General features: G+C 57.7%; 24 protein-coding genes. 2 read left to right on the forward strand and 22 right to left on the reverse strand.

All coding sequences use genetic code 11. The features are described from left to right. Positions 1–152: 152 nt before the first annotated feature. Positions 153–842 (reverse strand): hypothetical protein, encoded by a 690-nt coding sequence (locus tag IHE46_RS14490; protein WP_192165368.1) that lies wholly within the window; start codon positions 840–842, stop codon positions 153–155. Positions 843–1084: 242 nt separating this feature from the next. On the opposite strand from IHE46_RS14490, the gene IHE46_RS14495 reads away from it, so the two are divergent. Beyond that, positions 1085–1444, forward strand: coding sequence for a transcriptional regulator (locus IHE46_RS14495; RefSeq protein WP_192165369.1), 360 nt, complete (start codon positions 1085–1087; stop codon positions 1442–1444). Between the two features lie 143 nt (positions 1445–1587). Here the strand turns inward: IHE46_RS14495 and IHE46_RS14500 are convergent, their stop codons facing one another. The 18 genes from IHE46_RS14500 to IHE46_RS14585 form a co-directional block, all read right to left on the reverse strand. Next, complete coding sequence (locus tag IHE46_RS14500; protein ID WP_192165370.1) at positions 1588–2304, reverse strand: DUF4386 domain-containing protein; 717 nt, start codon at positions 2302–2304, stop codon at positions 1588–1590. A gap of 37 nt (positions 2305–2341) precedes the next feature. Continuing rightward, positions 2342–2791: a hypothetical protein gene (locus IHE46_RS14505; protein WP_192165371.1), complete on the reverse strand. Its 450-nt coding sequence runs from the start codon at positions 2789–2791 to the stop codon at positions 2342–2344. A 51-nt stretch (positions 2792–2842) separates the two neighbouring features. Continuing rightward, positions 2843–3664 (reverse strand): hypothetical protein, encoded by an 822-nt coding sequence (locus IHE46_RS14510; protein WP_192165372.1) that lies wholly within the window; start codon positions 3662–3664, stop codon positions 2843–2845. A 353-nt stretch (positions 3665–4017) separates the two neighbouring features. Then, positions 4018–5067 carry a serine hydrolase domain-containing protein gene (locus IHE46_RS14515; protein WP_192165373.1) on the reverse strand — a complete coding sequence of 350 codons (1050 nt, stop codon included), beginning with the start codon at positions 5065–5067 and terminating at the stop codon, positions 4018–4020. Positions 5068–5388: 321 nt separating this feature from the next. Then, positions 5389–5829, reverse strand: coding sequence for a nuclear transport factor 2 family protein (locus IHE46_RS14520; protein WP_192165374.1), 441 nt, complete (start codon positions 5827–5829; stop codon positions 5389–5391). 593 nt (positions 5830–6422) lie between these two features. Continuing rightward, on the reverse strand, positions 6423–6857 hold the full coding sequence (locus tag IHE46_RS14525; RefSeq protein ID WP_192165375.1) for a VOC family protein: 435 nt from the start codon (positions 6855–6857) through the stop codon (positions 6423–6425). 54 nt (positions 6858–6911) lie between these two features. Next, entirely contained in the window at positions 6912–7118 is a 207-nt protein-coding gene (locus IHE46_RS14530) for a hypothetical protein (protein WP_225563077.1), read from the reverse strand. 723 nt (positions 7119–7841) lie between these two features. Beyond that, the gene (locus tag IHE46_RS14535; RefSeq protein ID WP_192165377.1) at positions 7842–8369 is read right to left on the reverse strand and encodes a Rossmann fold nucleotide-binding protein; all 528 of its coding nucleotides are present in this window, start codon (positions 8367–8369) and stop codon (positions 7842–7844) included. Positions 8370–8436: 67 nt separating this feature from the next. Then, positions 8437–8841, reverse strand: coding sequence for a hypothetical protein (locus tag IHE46_RS14540; protein WP_192165378.1), 405 nt, complete (start codon positions 8839–8841; stop codon positions 8437–8439). Between the two features lie 829 nt (positions 8842–9670). Beyond that, positions 9671–10084, reverse strand: coding sequence for a hypothetical protein (locus IHE46_RS14545; RefSeq protein ID WP_192165379.1), 414 nt, complete (start codon positions 10082–10084; stop codon positions 9671–9673). 654 nt (positions 10085–10738) lie between these two features. Then, entirely contained in the window at positions 10739–11239 is a 501-nt protein-coding gene (locus IHE46_RS14550; RefSeq protein ID WP_192165380.1) for a hypothetical protein, read from the reverse strand. A 1211-nt stretch (positions 11240–12450) separates the two neighbouring features. Next, complete coding sequence (locus IHE46_RS14555; RefSeq protein ID WP_192165381.1) at positions 12451–12807, reverse strand: hypothetical protein; 357 nt, start codon at positions 12805–12807, stop codon at positions 12451–12453. Positions 12808–12896: 89 nt separating this feature from the next. Then, on the reverse strand, positions 12897–13280 hold the full coding sequence (locus tag IHE46_RS14560) for a hypothetical protein (RefSeq protein ID WP_192165382.1): 384 nt from the start codon (positions 13278–13280) through the stop codon (positions 12897–12899). A gap of 50 nt (positions 13281–13330) precedes the next feature. Continuing rightward, a complete protein-coding gene (locus tag IHE46_RS14565) occupies positions 13331–13840 on the reverse strand; it encodes a hypothetical protein (protein WP_192165383.1) in 510 nt (169 codons plus the stop codon). A 72-nt stretch (positions 13841–13912) separates the two neighbouring features. Then, positions 13913–14086 (reverse strand): hypothetical protein, encoded by a 174-nt coding sequence (locus tag IHE46_RS14570; RefSeq protein WP_192165384.1) that lies wholly within the window; start codon positions 14084–14086, stop codon positions 13913–13915. A 659-nt stretch (positions 14087–14745) separates the two neighbouring features. Further along, the gene (locus tag IHE46_RS14575; RefSeq protein WP_192165385.1) at positions 14746–15231 is read right to left on the reverse strand and encodes a hypothetical protein; all 486 of its coding nucleotides are present in this window, start codon (positions 15229–15231) and stop codon (positions 14746–14748) included. Between the two features lie 488 nt (positions 15232–15719). After that, complete coding sequence (locus IHE46_RS14580) at positions 15720–17033, reverse strand: retropepsin-like aspartic protease (protein ID WP_192165386.1); 1314 nt, start codon at positions 17031–17033, stop codon at positions 15720–15722. A gap of 658 nt (positions 17034–17691) precedes the next feature. After that, positions 17692–18429, reverse strand: a complete 738-nt coding sequence (locus IHE46_RS14585) for a hypothetical protein (protein ID WP_192165387.1) — start codon at positions 18427–18429, stop codon at positions 17692–17694. Positions 18430–18837: 408 nt separating this feature from the next. Here IHE46_RS14585 and IHE46_RS14590 point away from each other — a divergent pair, with 408 nt between their 5' ends. After that, positions 18838–19182 carry a hypothetical protein gene (locus IHE46_RS14590; protein ID WP_192165388.1) on the forward strand — a complete coding sequence of 115 codons (345 nt, stop codon included), beginning with the start codon at positions 18838–18840 and terminating at the stop codon, positions 19180–19182. Positions 19183–19612: 430 nt separating this feature from the next. Here the strand turns inward: IHE46_RS14590 and IHE46_RS14595 are convergent, their stop codons facing one another. From IHE46_RS14595 to IHE46_RS14605, 3 genes are all read right to left on the reverse strand, one after another. Then, the gene (locus IHE46_RS14595; RefSeq protein ID WP_192165389.1) at positions 19613–20098 is read right to left on the reverse strand and encodes a hypothetical protein; all 486 of its coding nucleotides are present in this window, start codon (positions 20096–20098) and stop codon (positions 19613–19615) included. 270 nt (positions 20099–20368) lie between these two features. Further along, on the reverse strand, positions 20369–21055 hold the full coding sequence (locus tag IHE46_RS14600; RefSeq protein WP_192165390.1) for a hypothetical protein: 687 nt from the start codon (positions 21053–21055) through the stop codon (positions 20369–20371). Positions 21056–21248: 193 nt separating this feature from the next. Continuing rightward, on the reverse strand, positions 21249–21884 hold the full coding sequence (locus tag IHE46_RS14605; protein WP_192165391.1) for a hypothetical protein: 636 nt from the start codon (positions 21882–21884) through the stop codon (positions 21249–21251). Positions 21885–21934 lie beyond the last annotated feature (50 nt).

Genomic DNA, 21934 nt, shown 5'->3' on the forward strand with positions numbered 1-21934 from the left:
GAACTGACCTGTGGACGTCTTCGTTGAAGTGTCCGTTTCGGGTCGAAAGCAGACCTACTCTAGCTCCTCATGCGCCAAGACAGTCATGGCATGCGCGGGCACACTTTCGAGAAGTGACGGCTTTAATTCCCTCCGCCCTGCTGCCCATCCCGCTACTGATAGGTGGTCACCTGCCCCGCGATGCGCCACGCGCCTGGCATGGGAAAACGCACAGGCCGCGCACAGTAAGCGGCCGGCTCCTCGCGTACGCCGGTACACATGCTGCGTGCCGGCCCAAGCCACTGCGCATTCACGTCGCTGATGATGTCGCGCAGCTTCTGCGCGTCGCAGAAGATGGCGTGCCCTATCAGCGACAGCGTGTGGTCGGCGAACTCGGCGTCATCGCTGGCGATCACCACATCGCCATGGGCTCGGATCATGTCGAGCAGCAGGTTGATCGCATCGATCTGGTCCAGGGTGACCCCAAAGAGGTAGCGGGCCCCGGTGTCGTCCGCCTCCTCTTCCAGCGCCTCCGGCTCCATGGCTTCCGGCTTCGCGCTTTCGACCTCTGCAGCGGCCGGCTCCGTATCACCCGTTTGGGTTGCCGCCCGCGGGCCGCGCGCTGCCGGCCACGCGAGTTCGTCCAGCACCTGTCCGATCTGCTCCGCCAGCAACTCCAGGCAGATCACCGCTTCGTCCACGCGAATCCCCGCCGCGCCTTGCTGTGCCTTGTCCGATGTGCGCGATCGCGCCAGATTGGCCAGGAAAGCCACGTGTTCGCGAAGCTTCTTCAACCGCAGCCGGCCGTCCCCCGGCAGGAAATAACCCGTCGCTTCCAGATCACCCGAATCGATCGTCGACATGCTCGCCTCCTTGTTCCGTGGAGTACCCATCTGTAGGGATCAGAGTCGGCTTCCATGACCCTTCTTTGCGGAAGCGCACCCTGACTTTCGTTTTACTCGCAAAGCAGCAATTATGCAATCCAAAATTGCATATCTCAACAATCGTAAATTGCATTCATGCAGGTGCGTGCGCAACAATGGAACGCACGGGTCAAACATCGCCAGGCACAGGCACCGGAGACGGTGCAACAACAGGAGTGGGTATGGACGCACCCTACGAAGACTTCGCGGAGCGCTTGCGAAAGGCGCTGGATCGCACCGGTTTCGTACCGGGGCGCGGACGAACGAGCGCCTTGGCGTATCGCTGCGGCGTGTCGCGGGAGGCCGCCCGCAAATGGCTCACGGGCCACGCCCTGCCCGAGCTGCCTCGCATCATCGAACTGGCCAAGGATCTGGGCATCAACCTCGAATGGCTTACCACCGGACGAGGCCCCATGTCGCCAGGCGTCAGAGAAACCGGCGCCGTCTATCGGCGACTCACCGACAACGAGGGGCGCCTGCTCGACGCGTTCCATAAACTGCCCGAACCCAAGCGGCAGTTGCTGGTGAAGTTCCTTTCCTAGAAAAGAAACCAGGGGAAATCACAGCGGATGGGTGGCCTTCGTCCCGTCTACATGTGCTAGCCGGAAGTGATCAGTGTTCCAGCGAGCCACGATCACCTTGCTGTTCGAAATGCATCGCCATTCTACGATCCCGCCGAGCTTGGTTACCGAACTTCGGACATGCCTGGATCCGTGATCGCCTGCGACCACGGATGGGAAGAGAACAACAGCCACAGGGCCAGCGACAGCTCTGCCACGAGACAGGGCAGAAGGATGGTCGGATAGAGCGAGCCCGCGAATGACGGCGCGAGGAACCACGCCAGGCTGTTGACCAAGTAGCAAAGGCCTGCGAGAACCAACACGACGCCAAGTGGCTTGCTTAGACCCGGGAGCTTGGCGATCAGGAAGCCAACCAGGGCGCAATGAACACCAAAGAACACGAGCCCTGCCATGTTGCCGAAGTCCCGAAGCTGCAATGCGAAATGCACCAGCCCTTGAAGGACCTCCGGCGCTGTCGTGCGCAGCGATCCGTGGTGGGTTGTGAGAAGCAGCAACGGAGCGAGATGAAACGTGGCGCACGTCGCCTGGATGGCATCCGTGACCAGGCTGAATGCAGCCGCGACTAGGGCAAGGTGCCGATGAACCGGTCTGAGAATCGCATACAGCGCGAGGGTCACTACGACATCGCAGACCAACATGGCGAGGTCCGCTACAAATCCGGCACGCCAGAGACCTTGCGACAGCAGAATATGTGCCGAGGTCGCCGCCGCATCACTAGAATCAACGAGCTTTCCACGCACAAAAGCCTCTGCGAATATGCCCAGAGCTATCTCAACGAGATAGAGGGCGCCGCCTATCCTGGCAATCCGAGCAAGGCTCATGGGCCGGTCCTCGTATCCGACAAGGGTTGACTTGGCTTTACGCCTCGAACCCTATCAACACATCGGCGCGGACTGAATAGGCCTTCCGACACCTCCTTGCCATGCCCAGCGTCTCGACGCTGCTTCCGATCCACTTGTTGACCGATGCCTGCTGGCATGACTGCTCGGGCGATCCCACCATCATCGATGTAGCGATGTGTCGTATCTGAACAGCCGCACGGATGCGTCCACGAGACTGTGTGCAAACCTTGCGGGCCGGATACCTACCGAAAGCAACGGCCAGCATCACGACGCGTCCCAAACGGAAGAACACAAAGTTCCAGATGACCATCTCAAAAATGAATCTGGCGATGGCTTTTACGGCATCGATGATGGTTTCGCGCACCACTCCCCTTGGAGCCTCCCAGGCTGAGCCGTCTGCTTCGGGTCGAAAACAAACCCAATCTGGCTTCTCGCGCGCCAAGGCAGCCATCGCATGCTTGGCCACACCTTCGAGCGATGACGGCTTCCATTCCCTCCGTGCCTTTTGGCCAGCGCCCTACATCGACGGCATCGCCGCAGGCGTCCCGTCCGACCAGGTGGCAACACCGACCAGCAGCACCGACAGCGGCGGCAGCTTGGCAGCGTCCGCTTGATGGTCCGGCATGTAGAACCAATAGTTGCCGCCGAAGACGGGGGAGCCGGACGCGTTGGCGCCCCAGTCGGCACCATCCTTGAGCGGCACATAGAACATGACGTGGGCCATGTCGTGGCCGCCGGCATCGGAAAGATAGGACGTCTTCGACATCATGTAGCACATGGCGCCCGCTCCCACCGGCGGAATTTCCCCGGTGCGCAGGGCGGCCTTGATGCGGTCGAGAATGTCGGCGTCCGAGCGACCGGCAAGCGTCATCGCCGTGCGGAGCTTGGCGATCGGCGTCACGCTGCGCGCGGCCTGCGGGTTGTCGCAGCCGGCGGCGCGGATCTTCGGGTTCCACCGCTCGGGCCAGTCCGTCGCACCGCTGAAACCCCTGGCCACCCAGCAGACGAATCCGTTGGTGCCGGTGACGGCGGTTTCGTAACCGGTGGGGGTCAGCACCCAGACTGTCGCGTCCTTGGCAATGGACGCGGGCGCGGCACTCTTGGCCAGGGCGATTTCCTGGGCGCGGTCCATGAGGTAGGCCTTGACCGGGGCCATGTGGGGATAGGATTCGGCCGCCTGCGCCGCGGCCCCGAGCCCAGCCAAAGCCACCAGCGCGGCGCACGCCATCCGCCTGACGGCAAGCCTGCCCGCAAGGCCCCTGCTTGCCGGCCTCCGCGTTACCCGGAGAAAGCCGCGCTCATTGCTTCCAGACATCCCCGCGATCGTTGTCGTCACCATTGCGTTGCCCTCCAGGTAGTGCCGGCTGTGCGGCTTGGGTCCACGGTCTTTGCTGCGCGGCCTCCCCCGGCCGCTTAGCAAGACGACGAAACAGACCTTTCGAAATCGACACCGTTGATCTCGAATTATTCACCCCCGCAGCCATGCGGCCCAACGCGCCGGCCATGCCGACCTGCAGCCATCGATCATCTTTGTGCAAGGGCGCTGTGTCTGCAGGGCCCGACCAGCACGTCAGACGGCCATTCGCCGGCGACCTGGCGCCGGCGATCCACCCGGTTATCCCCATAGGCGACTATGCCGCCGCCGATCCATCCAACGAAACCCACCGAAGAAAGCGCTACCGCCCGAGACAATCAATCCTTGACCTCGCTCAACGGAACATAGGGCTTGCCATCCAGGATGGCATTCACCGCGTCCGCCATGGCGTAGACATCTTCGACGTTCTTGTTCGTAACCAGGATGATGGTGCGGCCTTTGGTGCCGTCGCTCAAAAGAAGCGCCTCAAAGTTGTGGTCGTTGCCGTCATGACGGTGATGCGCGAGCTGATCGCCAACCATATCGCCATGCCCCAGGCCCGTTTGCCACTTGGGGTTCGGAGTGGCCACCATCTGACGGGTGCTTGCCGGAGAAATCAGGCAGAACGTGTTGATGCAGTTCGACCAGCGGAAAAAGTCGTCCACCGCCAGCTGCGTCCAGCCCGACAGATACAGCTTCATCGAGTCCTGCTTGAAGTTCGCGTCAAAACTCCTCGCGACGCGCGGCGTGGCCTCCGTGGGATCGATGACGGCATCGCGGATGCCCGCTTTCGGAAAAACGTACTTTTCGAGGAACGCGGCAAACGTCATCCCACTCGCCTTCTCCACAATCTTCTTGCGCAAGACCGTGTTGTTGTTGCCATAGGCGTAGTGCGTGCCGGCAGGGAAATCCAGCGTTTTGAGCGCGCGAAGATTTCTCAAGGCATCCTCGTCGGTGGTCACCGTATTCCAGTCGATGTCCGGCAACCCACTGGTGTAGTGCATGAGCTGGTCCACCGTGACCGCATCGGCCCAGGACGGCAGGCCGGGAACAAACTTGGACACGGGGTCGCTCAGTTTGAGCTTGCCTTCTTGCGCGAGAATCATGATCCCGACCGCATCGAACTCTTTGGAAATCGACCCGATGTCGAACCGGTCCGAAAGCGTCAACGGAACCTTGCGAGAACCATCCGCGTAGCCGAAGGCACCCCGGAAAACGACCTTGCCGCCATCGGCGACGAGGACGTTCCCATTCATTTTCCCCGCTTTGTAAGCCTGCTCGAAATAGGTATGGAGCTGTTGGGCCGTGCCCGGCTCCGCTCGTACCGCACAGAACCCCATGGCCAACCAAGCCACCACGGCCACCACCCCTTGCCGGACAAACGTCATACATCACTCCTGGTCGTCAGCGACACATCTGCATGAGCTTCTTGGATGCAGAAAGGCCGAGGAGCGTTTAAGCGGTGCAGCAACCCTGCCGCGATGTCGCGATGTCGCTGGGGCGCGATCGCGCGGAGGCACATCGACACCGCGCCCAGGCATGCGCGACATCCACACGACGATGAACAGCAATAGCGGCACACCCGAAATAGCCGATGCAGCAGCTCGTGTATCCGCCATGGATCGAAGGCGAACCCAACAGGCACATTCAGTCGACCTGCCCGCATGCTCGCCTATGCGGCGACGCGGCCGTCCGCCCAGAACGAAAAGTTAGTCGCCGCTTGAATACTGCAGAATGGCTTTCAAAGATTCGGGATCAACGGGCGCCGACGTGTGCTCGTGGATGACTTTCCATGCGCCGCTGGTGCGCTTCAAGGCCGCGGTTATGCGGTTGCTGAGTGATCGAAGCTCTTTTCCTTCGGCAGACACCGCGGTGTATGTAAGGAATGCGTGCCCAACGGCCAGATCCCCAGCCAGCGTGGATTGGGCGTCTTTGACTTCGACGATAACGCGCTCGCTGCCGAGGGAAGAAAACCACCCGCTCGCCATGTTCCGCCACGGCTCGACGCCACGAAGCGACCACGCGCCCCACATGTCGAAGACATGCACGTCATCGTCATAGAGCGCTACGAACGCGTCGACGTCTTTGGCAAGGACAGCCGCCTTGTAAGCATCCAGCATCTTTACAAAGGGATCGGTCAGTTCATTCATGCGATATGTCCCGCCAAAGCTAACGTTTGGGTTTAGCGGCGCGCACGGTGCGTCCGCTGGAGCGAGCTGTTAGGCGCGATTGTAGCCATGGTGAACAACAAGCCGAGAAACCAGACGCGCAGAGTGCTGGTGGACCTTGCCGCCACCAACAGCAACCTGATCGGCCAAATAGGTCTCTGCCTCCCGCGGGGAAGCAAAGCTGCCGCGAGTGCCCGCAAACAACTCCGGAGCTCCTGGAGTGCGCCAGACCCTCCAGGCCTCGAATTTGGTTGGCTTGACTGCCTTGGAGCCGGAGTTGAAGCGCAACTTGAATTCCACCCACTCAGACTCCTCGTTAAAGCTAACGAAGACGTGCTTCTGGGAATGTTCTCGAACCTTTGGCATCGTGCCTAACGCTTGAGTTAAGTGACACCGGAGGCGTCCGCCTTTAATTCGCGATTCTGGCGCTTGCCGCGCCACAACTCAAAGTGCTCGCTATGGGACGGAAGCGGGTACTCGCAGCATGGCCATATCGATGTCCACAACAAGGCATACGATATCGGCTGATGCTTTCTGCGTACTGGCTGGCTTGTGCACTAGCGGGCGTCCCACTCTCATTCGAGTTGCTCGGCAAGCCCGACAATGATGCCTTCAGGCCCGCGGATGTAGGCGAGCCGGTACGAGTTCTCGTACTTCATTTGGCCAATGAGTTCGGCGCCATGGCCAAGCATGTGCGCCACGACGGCATCGATACCCTCGACAGAAAACATGATGCGCCGCAGGCCCAGCATGTTCACCGGCACATCCACGGGCCCAAACCGGACTGCATCGGGCGTGTGGAACTTATCCAGCTCGATGCCTTGCCCATCGGGGGTGCGCATCATCGCGAGGGTGGCCCGGACATCCTTGAGCCCGATCAGGTCCCCTATCGCAGGCCCTTCAACCGTCGTTTGGCCCTCCAGCTCAAGGCCCAGCTCGGTGAAGAACGACTTCATGGCTTCGAGATCATCGACAACGATGAGGATGTTGTCCATCCGTTTGAGCGTCATGTCATTGAGCCCCTCTTTCAGCGATATCGGTTGGGTCGAAAGCAGACGTCACGGTCAGCAATGACGATCCCCGACAAGGGTAATGAAGCCCTCGGTCCAATGATCCTCGTCCAACTCGTACTCGCCTATGTAGAAGCCATCTACCTGATTTGTGTCCGGGTCGACGACGACGGGGGACTCCGCGAAGCCGGGTCTCGTACTCAGACGATCGACGGCCGCCTTGGCAGCATCCAGAGTGCGATAGACACCGATCATCTTCACATCTTCGGCTCCGCCTGGAAGAGTGTGGCTATGTTGGACGAGAAATACCCTTTCCACCCTGGCCTATCCTCATGATGGTTGGTCCAAAGCGGACATTCGACGCAGCCCGCTAAGAGCCTTTCCCTAGCGAAAATAGTCCACGTCGCCCACGTAACTGGAACACATCATTCTGCCCCCCAAAGGATGAGGTGCCGATGGACAATACTCCGCGCGTGAGTGAGTAGGTGAAGACGCGCCTCAGTTGATCCCAACGGGATTGACACGTTATGCGGAAGATGACGCCTCTCGGCTGAGCGACACTCTTGCAAGTCAGGCCATGATATTGCCAGCGGGGCATGGGCATCGACTTGGGGATGACGATCGTCAACGAGCCTGTGATGCAAAAGAAAATCCCGTTCCCACAGTCGTCGTACGGGCCACTAAACTCGCTAGTGACACCAACCTGCGCGCTTGCCTTGTCCTGGAAACTGATCAACCGATCACCGAGATCAATCACCAGAGCCCTACCATCGGCTGCACTCTTCGCATCATAGATATAGCCCCTGTTCTTCTCGGAGCCTTGTGCAACTAGAGCCGTGCTTGTGGCGAAACAAAGCACCAGGCATGCGATCAGCGACCGGCAAGAGATGTTCAGTGCCAAAGGTAGCTCTCCAACCAGTCCACTGCCTTGTCGTCAGGTCCGCAATGGGTCGAAAGCGAACATATTCATTTAGCCGCGGCAGCCTACCCTTTGTCAGGCCTCACCAGGCCAAGCGCATTGAGTTGATGCTCAAGCGCCTCCACAGAGCCCCACGGCAGGATGGGCGAATTCTGCCTTTCGTCTGGCGGATTCCGCAGCAGCCCGTCGGACCAGCCACCGCAACCCGTGAGGGGCAACAAGGGCCGGTGATGAAGCCACGCGAGGCAAACCTCCGAGATCGTGCCGGCACGGCCTCCGATGACAATGCACGCATCACCGGCGAGCGCCATGATCAGATTTCTTGCGTCGCCCATTCCACACGGTATGACGACGGTTGCCGGCCAGTCCGGCGGCGGCATGTCGGCCTCCGTGACTACGCTGACGACCAACCCGCCCGCAGCCTGGGCGCGCTGCGCCGCTATGCGGGTCGCAGGGCTACCGCATCCGCTGACTACGGTAATTCCCAACCGTGCGAGCAGTTGCCCCGCGTCTCCTGCCAGGTCGTATGCCCTGGATCCAGGCTCCGCACTTCCCAACACACAAACCTGAGGCCTACGGATGCCAGTAGTCATAAGTGTCCTTGTGTTTGCACATGTCGGCGATGGTCGCTTTGAGTTCGGAAGCGGATGTTTCAGACGATCACTTAGCTTCAAAAACGACGTTCTTGATTGCGTGCATATCAATGGCAGGCATGGGGTACGGAAGAACGAGTGCTTTCGCGTGAAACTGCCCAATCACAATGGCTACTGCCCGCATGCCATATTTCCGGACGTCGTGCTCGAATGCGCGAATGTCCTTGCGGCGATAGGCCTCATCGCTCACGGATAACTGGATCGCTACGCCTGGACAACCCGGATCGCTGATGTTCGTTGCATCCATGCCGACGTGGATAGTTCCACGAACCAACACCTCGACACCTTCAAACCTTTCAGGTTCAGCGTTGATGTCGCATACGCGTGTAGGGACGGGCTCAGTTCCGAACGCCGATGTTGCGGAAGTGGCAAGTAACATGAGTAGCAGAATCGCATAGACCATCGGGCGCATATCCACTCCAATACTTTGCTGGGTACAACGGCCGAAGAGTCCGCTTGGGGTCGGAAGCGAATCTCGCTGATCACCGCCCTATCGCACTTTGGATTTGCGTAACCTGAGTAAGAAGAATGCAAGCATGCACACCAACGTGCATGCAGCCGCTACCAAGCTCACCAAGCCAACCAGCATCGCAAAGTAGCCACCCACCGTAGCTGGTCCACAAGGCCCCATTCCACCAAGGGCCAGCAGTGCTCCCGCCAAGGCGGCTATGCCAACGAACATCACAAACAGTTTGAAGGCAATCCTCAAGCTGGAATTTCTCTTTCCCAAGGCTGTTCGATATAAGGCTGGCCAGCAGTCCAAGGTCCGCTATGGGTCGGAAGCGGGCCTTATGGCCCCCAATAATCAAATCTAAAAACCACCCCACGTGGGATTTCGAACGTGATCCATCCACCACACTCAATCGTGTGCTTACCCGGGGCAATGGAAGCCGTCTCTCCAATACCGTGGTGCCAGACTTGGCCGTCCACCTTCACCGGACCGCAGTCGCCTCCATTGTCATCAACGATGGCCAGATAGGTCTTTCCATCGGGCGATGGGTTGGCGGTTCCTCGAAGTGTGCGCTGCGAACAGGCAGCCAGAACCGTCACTGCGGCGACCAATAGCGCTGCATTTCGCATCGTCCCACCTCCCTGTTGTGCTGGTATCGGCTTTGAGTCGGAAGCGGACGTTAGCGAGCTCGCCTCCAACTAAGCAGTTGCCCATACGACAAGAGTGAGCAACCGCCAAAGGCCAATGCTTGAGTTAAGCAGCGGCAAAGCCGTCCGCCTTAAACGAACTGTCAGGATGCCGGCCGTAGCGCCACACCCTCCATGTTGTTGATGACGGTCTCTTGCTTGCATGCCAACTGTGCGGCCGTTTTGCCATGGATCGTAACAATGATCCCCGAGCGCACCTGCTGGCTGACCTTGTCCGCGTCCTGAAAAACCTCATACACGATGTCGCCACGAGGAATTTGAACGCTGTAGATCATGTCTTTGCCAATACCGTCCCACTGGTATGTGGATGCGGCTGAACGCGGCACAGAGAACGCCAGTTCGTCCATACCCTTTCTATCGAGCAATCGGTACGACACTGCGTCGCCCGAGTCATGAACCTCCACCTTCTTTCCAGTCGTTGTAGTGCAGGAAAAAATGATGTCGGGGTGCGCGTAAGCAACTGCTGGCAGGGAGGCAAGCAACGCGAAGCCAAACATGACGCGGATTGCTGCATTAGATCCATGAGGCATAGGTAGCTCCTGACTGATTCATCTTGCCCCCTAACTACCGGACCCCGACGTCCGGTTTTATCGACCAAGCTTTTCCAACCGTAGCCTAGCGCCCTGAGCGCCTCTTCGGCGTAGGGATGGCCCGCAGCGACCTCCGCCCGAACCGATTCCCGCAGTGAATCAGCTGACGGACCGAGCATCCTGACGGTGACTAGGGCGCAATCAACCGGCATACCAAGGCGCCGATACGGCACCCCGTGCCGGTTGACTGCCTTGAACGATGTTAGGTGCCTAGCCTAGAAGCACGATAAATGGCCACACAAGACCAAGCAGCGAAAACACGGAAAAGAAGACGGCTTGAAGCGAGTTCTTAGCGCCGCCAACGCACATGAGGCCCCATGGCAAGAAGAAGAGTGGCCCAGCCAGTACAAACCCCAATACAGAACGTGCAAGAAAGATGAGAGCAACCGAGAAAGCTAGTCCAGTCATGGACGCGGCAAAGAGTTTCCAGCGATAGGGAAACAAAGTGGCTGAGAGCTGCTGTAGGCCTGCCATGAGCAACCGTACCCTATGCCTGGTTCCGCGATTCTGGCGCGCATCGCGCCGCAACTGAAAGTATCCGCTTTGGGTCGAAAGCGGACATCAGCCGAACTTTGTTTCAGGGTGTTTTCGCTCGAGCATCTTGTCGATGTCGACATAAGCGGCCATTGGAGGCCACAGCACTTCGCCTTCGAGCCCGCGCGCTGCAAGGACATCCTTCTGTATTCCGAGAAGCTTTTCCCTGGATACCACGATGCTCGAGATCGTGATGAATCGTCGTGACTTGCCGTACACGATGCTCAATATGGTCTGCCCACGTGCGCCGCCCCAGCGAAGCGTCGTGATGTCGTGTATTGGCACCACCTTGCGACCAAGCAACCACGTCCGAACGATCGAATCGTCGCTCATGTCGATGCGCATCGTTAGCATGAACGCGATCCAGATACTCAAGAATACGGCCACAAGGACAAAGATCAGGCCAACCAAGATGTTCTGCCGGCTTGCGATTTCAAAGCCCACCCAGAAGAACAAGCCGACGCAAGGCGCGACGAACAGAAGCACACAGAGCCGCGAGCCCCAGGAAGCTTGAAAACTCTTGTCCATATGAATCCTTGTCTGTCCTTTCCTGCAAGGTGAAGCGGCATGTCCGCTTTGGGTCGAAAGCAGACCTTTCCAGAGCGTTCCACCCTCACTCGTAATATGCATCGATCTCTCTAAAGTGCCGAAAGCCCGAGCAGACCTCGCGTGCGTTTGACCGTGTCCATGACCTCGGCCTCAAATCCAGCCCCCATCTCCAGGCAGCGCATGAACTCGGCGGACCGCCGCCTGATTTCAGTCGCCCAAAGTCGCTCTTCTGGGTCAGACATCACTGCAGCGAAGGACCGCCTGCTCTGATCCGTTGCCCCAGCCAGTCCAGCCGACACGGCTAGATGGTAGTGATCCCATATTGAGGTAGGTGGTTGGGCAGTGAGCCAAATCTGCACATGCGAAGGAGATTGAAAGCGCTCACGTAGAGCGATTACCTCTTGGCTCGCCCGTTCCGCCAGCTTTTCGGCTACCAACACAAATTCTTCATCACCGGTGAATGACTGAAAACTCTCAACCCTGCCTCCGGCATCAAATGACAAGTAGTCCTTCTCACACCAAAGCCAGCATGCCCCGACGTTCAGATAGCTTCCCCTAGCCCAGGAAGACGGCTGGAACTCAACAACCCCGACCCACCAAGATCGATCATCAAGCCAGGTTCTAGAGCGCCCCTTCTGCACACAGCCAAGAGGGCGAAGGACTGCTTTGGCAGCCGCATTGATCAAACGGGAATGCTGAGGTGTCGACATTGACGGCTTCCTTGCTCTGGTAATACTGATCGTGAAGTGTCCGCTTTGGGTCGAAAGCGGACAGATCGTCTATTTCCTTACCCTAAATTTTGGCTCGCCCTTCTCGCAGAACATCTCGTAAGTAAGGCCGCCTTCGAACTTGTGCCAAACATCAGGTGGGTTGTCGACAAAGATGTAGCCAGGACAGCTGTAGCCGATGTCTCGATTCCCTGGGGCCAAATCGACCTTCAACGAAGGCTCGTGAGGCAAAGCATAGTCACCAACCGTATAGATGCCTCCAAGTATGTCCAATGGCCGGTCGCCCTGGACAAAGACTAGGGTAGCGGCCAACTCTTCCGCCCTAGGTGATGTCGACGCGCACGAAGCGAGCGCCAAGCTCACTAAACAAACCAGTATTTTGCCGATCACAAATCCCCCAAGGTCAATTTGTCGGACAGTCGCCTTCTTAGGTCCGCTTTGGATCGATAGCGGACCTTGGCCTCATGACCCGAACTCTCGTATGACCTCGATCAGACCAACAATGTTGTCGTTCAGATCCTCCAGATCTTCAGCCGGCACCCACCATTCCGTGTGATGAGACCCACCGACACGCTGGACCTGGTACTTGCTCATGAATGACGTGCGCACCTGAAATCGAGTGACCGCGCCATAGCCGCTATCACGCACGTTCCAGTTGCCCGCTATCTCGACCGCGTACTGTTCGTTGGTTACCGGGTAGAAGATTGGCTGCTCCGGCAGGCGCGGAGGCCACCGCTTAAAATCTGCCTGCCGCAACAACTCCAACTCTTCTGGGCCGACTGGCCGGTACATCACCGTCAGTTCTTCAGGCGTCGCCATATCAGCTTCCGTTCGTTCGAGGGTACTTCAATCCGCACTGTCCGCTTTGGGTCGGAAGCGGACATTCTTCTCGCTCATGACGTCAGCATTTACGGAGGCGTTTCTGGAAATAAGAGCTCGCCTTCCCCAGCGCTGACATCAAAGAAGCCGACATTATGTTTGATGGCAAGCTCGCGCATCTTGGCATGCGCCTTTTCCGCGACCGACCATGCGAAAGCCGAATAGATGACATCCTTCCCAATGCAATGATCCGTAACCTCAGAGGCATCCGAGTCCGACGCAAAAGGCCCGTTCATCGCCGGGAAGAACTGGACCATCTCCTGAAACCAGAGCTGTAACCGAGGCGAAGCGATCTTGGGGTCAAGGTAGTTATGCCCCTCGCCCCACTCAGTTTGCTTCTCATACCAACCCATGAATGACCCCCGATCTCTCGGTGCGGCAGTTGGCTCGAATACCATCAAGTCGTAGCTCACCTCGCCCTCCAATTGACTAGGTCCGCTTTGGGTCGAAAGCAGACCTTAGCCTAACGGTTGCGCAACCATTCCAGAAATTGCTTGGCAGTTGCTGCATCAAGCTCCATGGCGGCCTCCGCAACGACAGCTGCCCCCTTTGCAGCAGCGAGAGCCGCGAGAGCACATTGCATGAATTCCTCGTCCCAAGGACGCCTGCTCGCATCGGCGATCAGCTGTGGAAGGCGGGACAAGGCGCGACGGTAGGGCATGACAAGATCGTCGGGCATTACGACATTGTTGCGAGCACGACAGCACTCGACCCACGCTGGAAACTGGAAATAGGTGGAATCGGCTTTTAACGGATCTGTTGCGAGAGCTGCGACAACGTGCGGGACCGCAGCAAACGAGGCGGAATACACGTCGCCTTGATGAGCGAGCGCGCTCCAGAGCGTCGCCCATGGCTCCTTCTCCAGATCGCATGGCGGCAACGTAGAGAGTTGACGTAGCAGCTCCGGGATATCCGATGCATTTCCGTAGGCATGAACCAGGCCACCCCACCTTGGGCTGTCGAGATCGAGCATGAGATCCCCTGTAGTTTCCATGCAATCTGTTCTTCGGACGTTTGCTATGGGTCGAAAGCGGACCTTTCGCCTTTACTCCAACCCTCGAGCAACCAAACGCCCCAGCGGCTTGGAAAAAACGATCATCAACGCTCCAAAAGCCACATACCCAGCGTTACCAATGATTGTGTGCGCTGGGTAGCGCTGCACCTCGACACCAAGGGCAACCTCCATGAAGTAGAGGCTCCAGATGAAGGCGAAGAACATGACCCAAGCCGTTCCAGCGAGCCGGAAAACCAGCGTCGCAATCCGTTGATAGCTCGTCATAAGTCCCCTAGTCGATGACTTCCCGTGACGCCATCCAGTATGCCCGCTTCGAGTCGGAAGCAGGCATCATTCTCGCGGTCACTCGGAACTATATTCGTACCGCGAAACCAACTTCCCATCGACCGAGTACCCGAAGGCGAAAGCGTGCAGGAAGAAGTTGTAACGAACCCATTTATGGCACCTCCCATCGTTTTTGGGAGGGTTGACTTGATCGCCATTCCACCAAAGGTAGGCACCGCAGGGGAGCGTTTCGTCCGGCTGGCCTAGCCGGGCCAATATTTCATCTTCCGCCTCGCCAAGCGTGGCGTCTTGGAAAACTGAATCTGCGCGGTGCTCACGAAACAGGTAGGGACCAGTGACTGCAGCGACCGCACAAAGCACTAAAAAGACGAGATACCCGGAAATTTTGAGAGTCATAAGGTCCGCGGCTCAGGCACATATCTTGTGCCGCATATGTTGCAGATCTAAATGCGGAAGGTATGGCAACTCGATGCTCAGAAATGTCCACCTTGGGTCGAAAGCGGACCTTACCCTGGCGCAATTTTGATCCACGCCATGTCTGTCATGTAACGCTAAAATCAAGAGCAAACCAATTTTGATTATTCCCTGTTCGTAAAGAACGCACATATGATCAGAACATACAAAACAACAATCACAAATGGAAGCATCAACGATTGCAGGCGACTTCCAAACCACCAATTATTCAAAGATTCTTCCGGTGGCTCCGCATATATTTCCTTGCCATTAAATCTTACACTGTTTGCGTATAAAATAACCCCGTCACTCGTTTTTATCGGCGACGCCGAAACAGAAATCCGGCTATTTTCTGGAACATTCGCTAGTGGCACCATGCATGATGCACCGGCGCCACTATAATTCACTCCACAATATATTCCTTTATCACCCACTCGTGTCCAAGACCCCCTTCCTTGCGCTTCATACGAGTAGATTCCAGATATTTCTATAGGATGACTGAAATCATCTAGGCTTGGCGCTATCCTTTTAAGCTTTCCATTCTGATACACCATCGCCACTAAAAAAATGATCAATCCAATGATGATTTTGAAAAAGCGCGAACCAATCATGATTTCGACTCCACCCCAAGGATTCGAGCATTGTTCTCAATTTCGACTCTGAAATACTTCATGACCACCTGCATCGCTGCCTGCTTGTATTTTTATTTGGGCCCGCTTCGGGCCGATAGCGAACCCGCTCCAGTCTCTCATGTGCAAAGACGATCATGGCATGCTCAGCCGCACCTTCGAGAGATGACAGCTTTAATTCCCTCCGTCCCCTTTGGCGCCGGATCAGATAGGGGACCGCATCGTAGCCAAGCGACTCAAGATCGCTGAATGCCTGCTCCTCAGTCGCCCTCTGGGTGGTGGCGTCAACAAGGGAGGTCACCCGCCGCGCCATCGGATCCTGCGCACTCGTACTAGTCGTCGCACAGCCTGGCAGCAAAGCCACGAGAAGAACAACGCGCGCCCATCCGATGATTCCCTGCATCTGATCGACCTTCACCCTTGAATTTGCGCAAGCGTCTGCCTCGGGTCGAAAGCAGGCATCGGGAGGCTCAGTGACCCAGTGGCTCAAGACAGGCCTTCCCGTGTCCGAAATCAAAAAACACATTGAAGTCCATCAGCGCCTTTACGCCAAGTACGTACCTATACGCTGCCTTGTAGCTCGGGAACACCTTGATGTCTTCGGTGTGCGTCGATGGGCCTGTTCCAAAGGTGGCGCGAACCGGCACATAGCTGCCCTCGTAGACTCCGGCGATATCGCCACGCCTTTCCGCGACATCAGGGCCCGTTCGGTTGGTTGTTGGAGCCAATGCTGTTCCTGTCAGGTAAGACATCGACCCACTGTCGAAAGCGACCAGTTGCGCGCCTCCATCAACGGTGTACCTCAATACAGGGATATATCCCCCTGCCAGTTCAGATGCGATCGTCAACGGCGCATCACAGGCAATAGGCGGTCGTTTAGCATTCATCACTACGTGCGTCGAGGTGATGTACAGCGAGTTCATCCGCGACAGAATATTCATGCCAAGCACGTCGAAGTTTCCGCCTATGCCAACAGGAACGTCCTCCAGCAGGATGGCGTTGCCTCCAGCTCCGATGCGCATCTGGTGAACGACAGCGAGCCTCGCATCTTCCAGGCCAGCAGTGTCCTTTTCCGGCCTCATCAGTAAGGTTCCGTCGCCGGCGAAGTGCATGAGTGGCGAAGGGTTGGCCTGTATGCCTAGGGCATGCGCGGTTGAAGGTCGAAGCATGGTGATGCTGCTCCCCGTATCCAGCGCTATGGTCCTGTCCACGCCATTGATCTTTACCGTAACCAGGTAAGCGTTTGCGATGGAGGAATGCTTGGATTCGAGAGCTGTCACGCCCCGCATACTGCCTGGATCAACGCGAGAAACATTCACGTCGCTCGACAAGAACACGCGATTGGCAGCCACGGCGCCAGTGAATGGCTCGGCAGGTACGCCTGCGAATCCGTCGGGGATGACATCGGAGCGACCCATGAGCTTTTGGAACACGGGAACCACGGCCTGTTTAATTTCGACGTCAATCTTGGCCCAATTCGCGACGTCTCCCTCGATGATGAAGTTGCCAGCGAGAAGCTGGCCACACGCTGCGGCTATGACGGGATTTTTTTCCAAGACACTGGGCTGCATGCCGTAGTCGTAGCACTTTTGAGCGTATCCAGACGATGTCTTCAAGTGGAAAAGCGTACGGAAGTACGCAGCGTTTGCGAAATCCTGCAGCGGCGGCGGGAGGGGTTCCTTGCGGATGGCATCCAAGCGTTCCGCATCTCCTGCGCGCATGGCTTGCTGAATGCCATGACCGTCGTCGAGAGCGATGGTCTTGGGTGGTTGCTGCGTCTGCAACAGTTGCGCACTGGCGATAGGACAGTTACTCAGCACCACCAGTAAACAGAATACGGCGCCACATGCTGCGCCTCGCTCGAATCTAGTCCGCGCCTCGACCACATGTCCCTCCTTGTCTATGACAACATCGACGAGCCCCCATCCGCTTCGGGTCGAAAGTGGACACTTAGGCCGGTTGGTGGCGAACCTTCAGCCATACCCGTCGGGCGACCCGCACGGCGGAGATCGAGCCAAAAATGGCAATAATTGTTCTCACCCAATGAGGTTGAAGCAATTTCGCGCTAACGACCCATAGAAGAATGGATAGTGCCATCACCGAAACGAAGGCGATTGCTGCAATTAGCCAAGCATGGGTCGTTTTCAATTTTCGTCCTCGTCCGGTCAGTGGTGTCTAACTGCCATGTTCGCTTTGGGCCGAAAGCGGAGCTCGCGACTCCGACGATAGCAGGCCATTTGCCGCAAGCAAACGCGCTGGAACGTAATGGCCGAAGGCGGCTAACTCTTCCTCTGAAACCCAGGGCAGAGTGGACGGTATCAACGCATCGACACCAACAGAGAGTGCACCCTGCCCCCTGTTTCCCTGATCGCTGTTCCACTGCCCCTTATCATGAGCAAGGTTCCAGCCGACCCAGCAAGTACGCCCTGACTTCTGCTCCTGTCACGCAGACTCCGGCATTGGAACCACCACCGACCTCCGCGAGAGAATCAAGTAGGCGGTAGCAAGAACCGCAATCAGGGCGCTCAGCTTCGCTGCCGTCGAACAGAACATGGGGAGCACGCGGTACCAATGGACGGCCGCAGCGAAGACCGCCAGCGAAAGCACGGGAACTGCCTTGAGATACCAGGCAATCCACTTTTTCGGAAACAGCAACGCGATCATGGCGGGGATCAACAGGAGATCAGCGGCGAGGCCGACCTCGAGAAAATGCAGTCCCATGTGAAAACACTTCACCTCCGGGCCGGAGTCGCAAAAGACATTCGCGACCACAAAAAACCCCATGCCGAACAGGCTGGCCAGTTGCGCCGCCCACAGGCACACAGCAAGCAGGCCAAACCGGGCAACCTGCGCCCAAGTTTCCCGACGAAAGGGTTCTTCCTTGACCTGCAAAGCAATGGCTATCGACTTTTGCTTGAGCCCGCGCCACCCGACCGGAGGCGGCCCTCCCGCCTTCATCGAAATCGAAGGTGACGCAGCCGTCTCGTCAACGTACAGCGTGGCAATCCCATCCGCGCCCTTGCCTCCCAGCGCTTCCACGTCACAGCCGCGGTCCGCGAGCACCTCACGCAAGGCGGCTTCGGCTTCCGGCAACAACCCGCCGCTGCGGTAGCGAGCCAGCAGGACGCGTGTGTCCATCGCCCGGTAGTGATGAAAAAAGTCCTGCGTCTGTTCAGTCACAAGAAATTCCCCTCTAGATCCTTCTATACCTGCCCGCTTCCAGACCACCGCTGGGCCAAATTAGCGCACGCAGCAGAACCGCTCAAGCGCACCCACGGAAAAGAAGCACAGGACATTTTCGACGTAATTCCCTCAACCCCTTATCGCCATGCCACATCCATTTCAATGCGACGCAATTAATGTCACCTGCCATTAATCGCGAAACGACAGCTGACAAAATAAAATCCCATCCCTACATATTTATTCCATTACCTGACAGATTTTCTCCCCCTCCCCACCTAGTATAAAAACCGCCAAGGCACCCTCGCCTCTGGCCAGAGAAAACCCGCACCCCCAAAACCAACGCGGGCCGCATGGGCAGCCACCCATACGACCCGCTAACCACCACCAACTTCAAAGGAGTTGACCATGGCTAACCCCGATCATACGGCAGCCGCACACGCCACTGCGCCCCGCCCCACCAACCCGCTCTCTCGCCCCTACTGGACCCGCGCCGAGGCCAACCCCGACGAACACGACGCCGCCACCCTGGCCGGCCTCGCCATCGCCATCCACGCCCTCGCCCGCGTGCTGACCAACAGCGAAGCCTTCCGCGACCTGCACGCCAACAACCAAAGCCACACCCTCGACCCCGGCTGCCGCCCCCTCGACATCCCCACCACCGAAGGCCTCTTCGCCGCCTTGTACTTCCTCAGCGAACAAGCCGAACAGCTCAGCCAGCTCCCACCCGACCCCAGCCACCCATCGTACTGAACCGCGTCGCTGGCCCCCACCAGCCAGCCTCCAAACTCGGGCCGTCGAGCAAAAAGCTCGTCGGCCCGAGCAAAAAGCCCGGCACGCCGAGTTCACCAACTCGGGCGCCCGAGAAAAAAGCTCGGGCCGCCAAGCTCAGCGCTCGGCCAGCCGAGCAAAAAGCTCGACCCGCCGAGTCCAGCGCTCCACCGGCCGAGCAAAGTGCTCGGCGCGCCGAGCCCAGAGCTGCACGCGCCGAGCAAATAACTCGGGCCGCCGAGCTTTTTTCTCCACCGGCCGAGCTTTTTGCTCGGCCGCCCGAGCTCAAAGCTCGGCCGCGGCAGCTCGGCACCCGGCACACCCCGCCTTGCACGTACCGCAGGCACAAAAAAGCCCGGCGCATGCGGCGGTTGCCTACATGCGCCGGGCGGCAGGGCCTACATGTCAGGGCTTACGCCGGCGTGTTGCCCTGCACCGGCTCGGGCACACCGCGCGCCGCCCCGCGGGCAAAGCGGGCACTGAGGTCACGGCGCAGGTCTTCCAGCCCCTGGTTCTTGCCGCTCACCCGCAGCAGGCCGTAACCCTCCAGCGCAAAACTCATCAGGTCGCTGCCCAGCGCCGTGGAGGTGTCCTCCGCACGCTCGCTGAGCCGGGTCAGGCGCATCAAGAAAGTGCCGACCTGGTCAAACGCCATCAGGTCCGCCGCCGCCTCGGTCAGGTTGAGGCTGGGCGGCACCACCTGCGGATTCTGCTGCAGCAGCTTCAACGTCTGCCGGCAGAACACCTCCGACTTGTCGCCCATCTTGGCCAACGCCCGGCGCTGCCCCGGCTGCAGGGCAATCAACCCACCCAGGTTCTGCTCCAACGTGGTCAAGGCGCCCTCCACCGCCGCCAGCTGCCCATCGGTCAAGGCCAACGAAATCAGGTTCTGGGACATCACGATCTCCGTATCGGTGAGGCCGCCTGCGTTCCATGCAAGCTCCGTGGGACAGTCAGGCGACCCGTAGCACCCGCGACACCCTGCGGCGCACATGGCCGGGAGTGGGGGTGCAGGCACGATGGCAGAGGTGCTAGCGCGTGGCTGTCGGTGCAGGGAGAAGGTGGTGTAGAGGTTAGATGACGTAGGGTCGGGTAAGGCTGATGTCTAGCCTTCTTTTCAAAAGGTGCCACCTTTAATCCTTCGCGTCCTCTGGCCAAATCTTCGCCTCTATTTCTTTTCGCCCAAAGCAGCGAACTTCTCCATACGCACGTTCAGTAAGTCGTTTGCGAACCCACGCACTAATAGAGCTTCGAGACTGTTGATCATTTCCCGATCAACTTCGTACACACTTACGTAAGCAGCCAAGTCACTCAAACGAAGTTGTGTAGATCTAGGCTGACGCTGCTTTTCGTAAGCAGGTTTGAACGCCTGCCTGCGTTCCGGGTGACTAACTCGATAGACCTTCTGTGTATCGCGATCCCGATTGAACACGCTCTTCATCTCGCCCCATAACGACTGTTCTTTAGCTTTTCCAGCATAAATGGCGCGACCTCGGGTATCATAAAAAATGTATATGCCCCTGGCTCCGCTCAACGCATTGCGCAATTGAACATGCAGGGGGTTATCGTCTTTTCCAGTTGGAAAAAGCTCGTACTTCATTCCGCCAGCCGACCTCACAGCATCAATAGGAAAGAACTCCACGATTGGCCTGAGGGTTGAACGTTGTGATTTTTCGACAGCGACACGCGAAGCCTTTTGAATTGCGTTAGCAATCTGCCGAGGAGTCAGGTCCTTATTCGACCGCTTCCAACCGCCAAGCGCGATCTCCGTCATGCCAAGATGCAGCGCGATCGCACGATCCGTTTTGACAGATAGCTTACGTTTCAATTCTGCTATCAATTCAGCGCCAGTCATATCACGGGCCTCCATAACATGTGAAGTCATAAAGAAATTGGGGCCAGAGTAGAATTTTCAGAGAGATCTCATCAATAGAAAGTACACTCTGACCCTAATTTCGACGCCAAACTGCAGAATGTAGAAACGCGAGTCAAAGTGAAATTTCCAAAGCGTCGATATCAACAAAAGGACACTCTGACCTCATTTCTTCTTAGGTCGACCGTTTTCGGCTTTGACGCCCGCGCTCAGCAGCTGCGTTCTTTTGATCCCTCACAAGCTCCATCGCAAGCCTCATTACATTCGGCTGGAGCTCCATATCAATCGCGTGCATATCTTCTTTCATCTTCGTCAATCCTTTGATCGTGAAAATATCGTACTTATCCTTGTACTTGCGATCCTTCAGAGGAATCGGTGACATGCCGTGGCGGTGAGCCATCGTGTTTCTAAGTTGATTGATACCGCGAACCGCATTCACGGTTTCCTTCGAAACTCTCTGGAACGTCGCCACCGTATCGAGCTTATGCAAAAGGTGCATACCATCGATCATGACACGCACCACCTTTCCATTGATCGCTCGGCGACCTTTTGGAACAAGCCGCCTGTAGATGATCATCCCTAGAGCATCGTCGATTTCCACGTAATGGGAAAGAACAATGATGCGAACGGCGCGCACCTTGAGCGCCTTTAGTCCGTGAACCACCCCGTCACGATCCCCCTGCCAAAAATCTGTGATTGTTCGCGGGGACAGGTAGTTTTGGTAGAGGATGCGATCTACTTCAGCATAGAGCTTCCGCTCGTATGTCGAGAACCCTTCTTCTACATTTACATCCATGCTGATCTTAGTCATTGCCATTGCATCCCTCGATCAGATTACGCCGCAAACCCGGATCAGAGTGG

The sequence above is a fragment of the Rhodanobacter sp. DHG33 genome, assembly GCF_014843005.1.
Lineage (GTDB): Bacteria > Pseudomonadota > Gammaproteobacteria > Xanthomonadales > Rhodanobacteraceae > Rhodanobacter_A.

Coding starts and splice junctions, on each gene's coding strand:
- IHE46_RS14550 (WP_192165380.1), bottom strand. CDS start 11,239: ATGGACAAGAGTTTTCAAGCTTCCTGGGGCTCGCGGCTCTGTGTGCTT.
- IHE46_RS14605 (WP_192165391.1), bottom strand. CDS start 21,884: ATGACTAAGATCAGCATGGATGTAAATGTAGAAGAAGGGTTCTCGACA.
- IHE46_RS14535 (WP_192165377.1), bottom strand. CDS start 8,369: ATGACTACTGGCATCCGTAGGCCTCAGGTTTGTGTGTTGGGAAGTGCG.
- IHE46_RS14570 (WP_192165384.1), bottom strand. CDS start 14,086: ATGTTCTTCGCCTTCATCTGGAGCCTCTACTTCATGGAGGTTGCCCTT.
- IHE46_RS14545 (WP_192165379.1), bottom strand. CDS start 10,084: ATGTTTGGCTTCGCGTTGCTTGCCTCCCTGCCAGCAGTTGCTTACGCG.
- IHE46_RS14540 (WP_192165378.1), bottom strand. CDS start 8,841: ATGCGCCCGATGGTCTATGCGATTCTGCTACTCATGTTACTTGCCACT.
- IHE46_RS14490 (WP_192165368.1), bottom strand. CDS start 842: ATGTCGACGATCGATTCGGGTGATCTGGAAGCGACGGGTTATTTCCTG.
- IHE46_RS14500 (WP_192165370.1), bottom strand. CDS start 2,304: ATGAGCCTTGCTCGGATTGCCAGGATAGGCGGCGCCCTCTATCTCGTT.
- IHE46_RS14525 (WP_192165375.1), bottom strand. CDS start 6,857: ATGACGCTCAAACGGATGGACAACATCCTCATCGTTGTCGATGATCTC.
- IHE46_RS14520 (WP_192165374.1), bottom strand. CDS start 5,829: ATGAATGAACTGACCGATCCCTTTGTAAAGATGCTGGATGCTTACAAG.
- IHE46_RS14575 (WP_192165385.1), bottom strand. CDS start 15,231: ATGATTGGTTCGCGCTTTTTCAAAATCATCATTGGATTGATCATTTTT.
- IHE46_RS14590 (WP_192165388.1), top strand. CDS start 18,838: ATGGCTAACCCCGATCATACGGCAGCCGCACACGCCACTGCGCCCCGC.
- IHE46_RS14515 (WP_192165373.1), bottom strand. CDS start 5,067: ATGACGTTTGTCCGGCAAGGGGTGGTGGCCGTGGTGGCTTGGTTGGCC.
- IHE46_RS14600 (WP_192165390.1), bottom strand. CDS start 21,055: ATGACTGGCGCTGAATTGATAGCAGAATTGAAACGTAAGCTATCTGTC.
- IHE46_RS14495 (WP_192165369.1), top strand. CDS start 1,085: ATGGACGCACCCTACGAAGACTTCGCGGAGCGCTTGCGAAAGGCGCTG.
- IHE46_RS14510 (WP_192165372.1), bottom strand. CDS start 3,664: ATGGTGACGACAACGATCGCGGGGATGTCTGGAAGCAATGAGCGCGGC.
- IHE46_RS14565 (WP_192165383.1), bottom strand. CDS start 13,840: ATGCTCGATCTCGACAGCCCAAGGTGGGGTGGCCTGGTTCATGCCTAC.
- IHE46_RS14555 (WP_192165381.1), bottom strand. CDS start 12,807: ATGGCGACGCCTGAAGAACTGACGGTGATGTACCGGCCAGTCGGCCCA.
- IHE46_RS14595 (WP_192165389.1), bottom strand. CDS start 20,098: ATGTCCCAGAACCTGATTTCGTTGGCCTTGACCGATGGGCAGCTGGCG.